A 7,159-nucleotide genomic window follows, 5' to 3' on the forward strand; every position below is an offset into this window, starting at 1 on the left:
GCGCCTGGCTCAGGGTCAGCCAGGGCTGGGCCGGGGGCCGCTACGGCTTCATGGCGTTACCCCGCATCGGCCACGAGGTCATCGTCTCCTTCCTGGACGGCGACCCGGACCAGCCAATCATCACCGGGCGCACCTACCACGCCACCAACACGCCGCCCTACGCGCTGCCGGAGCACAAGACCCGCACGACATTGAAGACCCAGACCCACAAGGGTGAGGGCAGTAACGAACTGCGCTTCGAGGACGAGGCGGACAGGGAACAGATCTACCTCCACGCCCAGAAGGACCTGGACCTGCTGACCGAGAACGACCGCACCGAGGTGATCCACCACGACAGCCACCTGACCGTCGACAACGACCGCTATGCCCACATCCAGGCCAACGACCACAGTACGGTCGATGGGGAGAAACGGGAGAAGGTGGGCCAGGACCTGAGCCTGACGGTGGGCGGCACGTTCCACCAGACATCCGGCACCGCCACCCTCACCGAAGCCGGCAACGAAGCCCACTACAAGGCCGGCGCCAAGGTCGTCCTCGACGCCGGCGCCGAACTGACCATCGCCGCCGGTGGCAGCTTCCTGAAACTGGACGCCAGCGGCGTCACCCTGGCCGGCCCCAGCGTCAAGCTGAATTCCGGCGGGGCGCCGGGGAGTGGGGCGGGGCAGGCCGCAAAGATGCCAGAAGCCCCCCAATCGCTGGTCGCGCCGCGCGATGAGAAGGTAGAGCCTGTGGCCCTGGCCGAAACGGGCCTGCGGCCCATCAATGTCGAGTCCCAGAAGGCGGCCCTCAGGAAAGGAAACGCGACCTGCGCCATCTGTGAGGAGAAAACGGCATGAAGGACGAACCATGGCCGCTGTCAGAGTCGCCTTTCGCCCAGGTCACCTGGCCGGCCAATGGCTGTGTGGCCCTGGTCCTGGATGGAGCGTCGATACCAAACATCGACCAGTCGATCTACGAATGGTCTGGTGGAATCGTCGAGGCCGAGTGCCTGTACGCCTCAACCCGCTGGGAGCCGGTGAGTGAATTTGCGCCCTGGCTGGTGTGGTTGGACCGTGAGGACAACCCCGCTGTTAAACCGTTCCTGGAAGAAGGCGCGGGTAAGGAGTGGGGTTACTTCCTGTTGTCAGGGCATCCACCCGCCGTCCTTAGAGAATACCTTCACCAATTGTTGGCTATCGAACGGGTTCCCGATAGTCCCGAGTTACTTCGTATTGCCCACCCGGAACTGGCCCGATCCATCATTGGGGAACAGCAGATTAGCCCAGCCCCCCAACTCCCGTCGGATGTTGTCCAAAACGTGATTTCGCCGGATTGTGTCGATGAGACCTGGGTGATCCAGGCGCCGCCACATCGACCGAACCAGATTCCGGACCAGGCAGCGTCCCCGGATGCACAGCGGCTCGACGCCACCTTCTCCGCCTTCAATCGCCGCAAGGATAACCTGTCCCTCTGGGACCAACTGGACCCACCGATGCGTGAATGGCTCGGGGGCCAGCACCGGTCCGTGGCCTTTCCCGCATTGGCCCGGCTTGCCGGTGAGGCGGAACAGCAAGGGCATCGAAATCCCAGGGATAAACTGCGTTTCCTGGCGGCGCGCTACCACAATGACGACCAGGCCCGAATCGACACGCCCAACGCCCACACCTTCATGGATGAACAATGACGCGCAAACAACGACCCGCTGACGATCGAGACAGTTACGACCTGAAAGCCTGGGAGTTGCCGGCCACCGACAGCGACCAGCCCGCCAGCTGCCCCCTGATGGAGACGGTCACCTTACTGCCCCTTCGCTATGGACGCGTGGAGACGGCGCCCAAGGGCTCCGAATCCGGGATGCCGTACGAGTTGACGTCCCGGCCGCTCGGCTACCGGCTGCCCAGGGATGGCTACATTTACATCCTGGATGACGATGAACAGGCCCTGCACGAATACGTCCATGAGGATGGCCAGTTGTCCGGTCACAATGGCGGTAAGCTGGAGTATCCCCGGAACCATACCCTGTATGCGTGTTTCAGCGAGGTCGCCTTGACCGACCGGAAGAAAGCCCAGGTTCTCGACAGCCGGGAGGAACGGGCCGCCTTCATGCAGGAAATCCCCCTGGCCTCCGCCTCGCCCGTGTCGGGCGGGAAACACCTGCTGACGCCTGGACAGGCCAAATCGTGGGTCGCCGAGTTTGCAGAGGACTATCAGCCTGAGGCACCCGAGGGCGCCAACCCACAAGAGAGTGAGCCCTATTATTGGGAGAACCAGCCCTACTACCACAAGACCCGCTTCGGCAAACTCATCAAGCAGCAGGACGTGGACGACCCGGACGAATGTCTTTGCCTGGTCCTTGAAGATGACGTCGGGGTGATGCTCGACCTCGCCCAGCACCAGGACGATGTCGTGGGCTGGCTCGATGAGTGGGCCAGGAGCGGCAAACAAGAGGGCAATACGGAAAGGGACTACATGCTGGCGGCGATGATCGAATCGATGACCGCCGTCAGCGACGAGATCCTGGCCGATACCGCCGCCGCGACGGGCGACGAAAAGCTGGATGCCCTGATCGACGACACGACCAGAGACCAACGTCAGGCCATATACCGCTACCTGGAAGTCCGCAAGGATTACCACGGGCCGGAACACGTCGGTACGGAAGCCTATATGCGCGAGCACTATAGCGACAATCCGCTTGTCGCCGCGCAACTGGACATGATCGACATCCTGGGCCAGGCGCGCTTTGAGAGGCATCGCCAGGCGATCAACGAGCTCAACCTGCAGAATTACTATCGCCTCAACGGCGCGAAGCTGGGCGAGCGGGGCATCAACGACCTGATCGACCGGCCCCGGATGACCGCCTTCCTGCAAGACCAGCAGGAAAAGCTCGCCCGCTGGCATACCCTCCTGGAAACGATCACGGAAGATCGGGTGACCCTGGTCTGCGACAGCCGGTTCCATCGGGCGGCCTGGTACTTCGACAACCAGGATGCCGGACAGATCGAGGCGGCCTTCACCCTGGAATATCTCTGCCTGAAGGACATCGGCCGCAGTGATGACGCCGCCGAACGCGTGCTGGCCTGGATGCAGGCCAACCCGCAATACACACGGCCACTGTTCCATACCCTGAGCCAGTCTGAACAGGCTCCGGATCGGGAGCCGATGGCCACCTATGCGACGATCTTTGAAAAGGGCTATGCGCTCATCAAGCAGTCCGCAACCTGGGCGCAAAAGCTGAAGCAGGCCGAGTCCGGGCGATTGCCCGACATTTCGGCGCTGTCCGACGATATCCAGAGGAAAGCCGCGGCGGTTGGCGACACCCTCTCGCCGGCGGTCGCCACCGGGCTGGCCAGAACGCTCCAGCCCCTCTACGACGCCATCGACAGTCATACCCTGCCGCCACTGGATGAACTGTTCCGGGACCTGCCGTATTTCTTCAAGGGGAAGATGCTGGATGCCATCAACGCCGGCGAGGCGGAATTCAAGGTCGCCTCGCCGGGGGAACTGGCCACCTTCCGCGACAACCTGCAGCGCCTGATGGCCTTATCAGAGCGCCTGACGGACATTGCCAAACAGCACGAGATCGTCAAGTCGCAGCAAGGGCACCGCTCCGCCGAAGCGCAGCGACTGGTGGAAGAATTCAAGGCCACCCGTGAGGAGCACCGGACCCTGGGGGAGCATGTGGCGGCGGCCCTGAGCCCTGTGGAAGAAGTGGATACCGGGCTCCGCCTGGAGCCGGCAACCACCGGGCGCGCCGGCCTGACCCTATTGTTGCCGGCCGCCCAGCAGCAGGCCCTGGGCGAAACCCTGGCGAGCTTGCGCGCGGGGCACCTGCCGAACATACGCGCCAACCTGATGGGGGATGGGTTGGGGGTGCTGGTGGCGGTCGTGCAAGTCGGGAATTTCTACTCTGTAATTGAGGAGGCCCTATCAACTGATACGGGGCAACGTTCTTGGCGACCGGCTATCGAAAGTTTTTTTGCTACTTCCAGTGCGGGTTTGGCTGCCGCCCAAGGTATCCAAGATACACTTTTGACGGCGCGCGCCCAGGCATTGGCAAACAACTGGCAGCGCGGGGCGCTAAAGGCTGTGCATATCCGCTTGGGTATGCTCCACGTGGGTTTAGGAATCTTCAGCTATGGTGCAGGTACAATCAGCGCGCTTGTTAGCACATACAAACATGGTGCTGAATGGGCGGATGCCGTGAAAAGCGGCAACGGCATCGCAGCATCCGGAGCGGCGATGGGTATGGTTGGAAGCGGTGGTTTGGCGGTAACTCAGGGATACGGGTTTACTCAAACCTTCAGGTCTGCCGTCCAGGTTTTCCAGGCGGCCCGAGGCGAGGAACGGGCCTTGGCCTGGGCCACGTCCGGTACGCGACTGTCCAGCCTCTTTGCCCGGCTGAACCTGTTCGGGCTGGCCTTTACCGTGTTTGAACTGGCCGGCACCTGGCTGTATAACCACTACAACCTGAGCGAACGGGATAACTGGCTGCTGAGTACGCCCTGGAGTGCCGATCCGGATAAGAACCAGAACCTGTCCCTGGCGGCCTATGAGGAACGGCTGGGCGCCTTGAGCGAGGCGGTAAGCCTGACCCCCGTCGATGGGAGCGATAATGACAGCGATCCAGACACCGTGGCTCTGAACGTGTCCGCCTGGCCACGCACGGCCCTGGTCAACAGTCTCGGCCTGCAAACACCCGAGCCCTGTCGCCTGTCGGTCTCCGCCTGGCGCGTGCAGCCGGCCCAGTCGGGCATGTTCAAGCGGGCCCCGGAGACCTGGGAGCGCTGCGCGGCAGAGGTCATCGGGTCCATGACCATCCCGGAGGATGAGGACCACCTGCAATTGCGCTTTACGGTGCCGGAGGCGGAGAAAACCCGGTATGGCTTAATGACCCGCGACCTGGTGGTCATGGTGCGGCTGGAAACCCGCCAGCCGGACAACGCGTACCAGCCTCGCGATTACCTGCTGCGCCTGGCGCCGGACAGCGCCTTCCCGGTCACGCCCTCGGACGAGTCGCCCGGGGACGACCCGCTCTGGCGGCCCATCCACCAACCCCTGACCGCCCTGGACCTGTACCCATGACCCAATCGGCGACCCCAAAGCCCACGGATAAACGCCACCATGCCGGTGAAGTGGAGCCCTTCCCCTCGGGCCGGATCACCTACCTGGCGCCCAAACCCCTGCCCACCGGGTTGCCCCCGGTGGACCACGGCCATGCGGTGGGCACGGTCACCGATCATTACCTGGACTTCGGCGTGGGCAACTCCTTTGCGTTTTCCTGGCAGATGACACTCTTTGGGCCATTCGGGCTGTTTTTGCTGGGTGCCGCGATTTTCCCGCTAATTGTATTTTTGGGCGGGCTTCACTTTGGCTACGGATGGGACGGCGCTGTCGAAGCATTCAAGGGAGCTTTCAGTCTCGGTTTCTGGGTCGGTCTAGGGGGGGGGCTTGGCGGCTTGTTCCTGGCCATGCTACCTCGTTGGCAGATGTACGGCCGGGCCGAGAAAATCGCCCCAACCCGTTTCAACCGCCAGCGCCGTGAAGTCTGCTTTGTGCCGGAGGGCCATAGTGAGCCCATCTTCATCCCCTGGGAGGAACTGGAAGCCTGGGTGATCGAGTCCCAGGGGGCCACGGAGTATGGGGTGCACCGCCAGTACGGCTTCGGCATTGGCTTCCGGCACCCGGAGACCGGGGAGCGCTTCAACCTGGAGTTCCCGACCCACGGCCTGCCGCTGTCGATCAGCACCTGGGAGGCCCTGCGCGCCTACATGGAGTATGAGGTTAATACGTTGGAAGAGATCGAGCCCCACGGCGAGCTGATGACCGGGGACGATGCACCCAACGAGGAAGGCGTGGCCTTCTTCCAAGCCGCCCGTCGCAATGTCCGCCGTCGGCGCAAGGCCGGCGAGGTGGGCTGGATCTACACCTTCTTCTGGTACCTCTACCACGTGATGACGTTTTGGACCCTGCCCAACCGGATGGTGGAGTGGGAGAACCGCAAGCTCCAGCGATTGCTGAACCGGTCCCTGCCTCCGGCGATGGAGACCTGGTCCCAACCCTTGCCTGAAGATCAAAGAGCCCGGCCCAGCGACGAGCTCAAGCGATTGAGCCAACGGGTACAGGCCCTGATCGACGCCCGGCCGACCCGGCCGGTCACGGAAATCTACGCGCAGGTTTACGCCGGGGAAAAGGCGCCGGCGCGGCAGCGGGCCTGATGCGGGAAAGGGGCTGCCAAGCAGGCATTCGAACACATCTCCGGGAGCGCTGCGCGGCAGAGGTCATCGGGTCCATGACCATCCCGGAGGATGAGGACCACCTGCAACTGCGCTTTACGGTGCCGGAGGCGGAGAAAACCCGGTACGGTTTAATGACCCGCGACCTGGTGGTCATGGTACGACTGGAAACCCGCCAGCCGGACAACACCTACCAGCATCGCGATTACCTGCTGCGCCTGACGCCGGACGGCGCCTTCCCGGTCACGCCCTCTGACGAGTCGCCCGGGGCCGACCCGCTCTGGCGGCCCATCCACCAACCCCTGACCGCCCTGGATCTGTACGTATGACCCAATCGGCAAAGTCGAGCCCAGACCACAAACGCCACCACGCCGGCGAGGTGGAGCCCTTCCCCTCGGGCCGGATCACCTACCTGGCGCCCAAACCCCTGCCCACCGGGTTGCCCCCAGTGGACCACGGCCATGCGGTGGGAACGGTCACCGATCATTACTTGGACTTCGGGGTGGGCAATTCCTTTGCCTTTGCCTGGCAGATGGTACTCTTTGGGCCATTTGGGCTATTTTTGCTTTTCGCCGTAGTGGGTCCAGTGATTGCATTCTGGGGCGGGTATCACTTCGGCAATGGCTGGGAGGATGCTGTCTGGGGATTTAAAGGCGCTTTTAATCTCGGTTTCTGGATCGGCCTAGGGGGGGGGCTAGGAACGTTTCTGACGTTAATGTGGCCTCGCTGGCAAATGTACGGCCGGGCCGAGAAAATCGCCCCCACCCGCTTCAACCGCCAGCGCCGTGAAGTCTGCTTTGTGCCGGAGGGCCACAGCGACCCCATCTTCATCCCCTGGGAGGAACTGGAAGCCTGGGTGATCGAGTCCCAGGGGGCCACGGAGTATGGGGTGCACCGCCAGTACGGCTTCGGCATTGGCTTCCGGCACCCGGAGACCGGGGAGCGCT

General features: G+C 63.1%; 5 protein-coding genes and 1 pseudogene. All 6 read left to right on the top strand.

Going from position 1 to position 7,159, the window contains the following annotated elements; genetic code table 11:
* On the top strand, window positions 1-836 hold an 836-nt coding region (locus EZI54_RS22770), incomplete at its 5' end, for a type VI secretion system Vgr family protein (protein WP_131484166.1).
* A complete protein-coding gene (locus EZI54_RS22775; protein ID WP_131484167.1) occupies window positions 833-1,663 on the top strand; it encodes a DUF4123 domain-containing protein in 831 nt (276 codons plus the stop codon). The genes EZI54_RS22770 and EZI54_RS22775, both read left to right, overlap by 4 nt.
* On the top strand, window positions 1,660-5,061 hold the full coding sequence (locus EZI54_RS22780) for a toxin VasX (protein ID WP_131484168.1): 3,402 nt from the start codon (window positions 1,660-1,662) through the stop codon (window positions 5,059-5,061). Before EZI54_RS22775 ends, EZI54_RS22780 begins: the two co-directional genes overlap by 4 nt.
* Window positions 5,058-6,194, top strand: a complete 1,137-nt coding sequence (locus tag EZI54_RS22785; RefSeq protein ID WP_131484169.1) for a hypothetical protein — start codon at window positions 5,058-5,060, stop codon at window positions 6,192-6,194. Before EZI54_RS22780 ends, EZI54_RS22785 begins: the two co-directional genes overlap by 4 nt.
* A gap of 74 nt (window positions 6,195-6,268) precedes the next feature.
* On the top strand, window positions 6,269-6,541 hold the full coding sequence (locus EZI54_RS22790; RefSeq protein WP_131484170.1) for a hypothetical protein: 273 nt from the start codon (window positions 6,269-6,271) through the stop codon (window positions 6,539-6,541).
* Window positions 6,538-7,159 (top strand): annotated as a pseudogene (locus tag EZI54_RS22795) (hypothetical protein); the annotation flags it as partial. The gene EZI54_RS22790 and the pseudogene EZI54_RS22795, both read left to right, overlap by 4 nt.

It is taken from the genome of Marinobacter halodurans, from assembly GCF_004327985.1.
In the GTDB taxonomy this organism is placed as follows: Bacteria; Pseudomonadota; Gammaproteobacteria; order Pseudomonadales; family Oleiphilaceae; genus Marinobacter_A; species Marinobacter_A halodurans.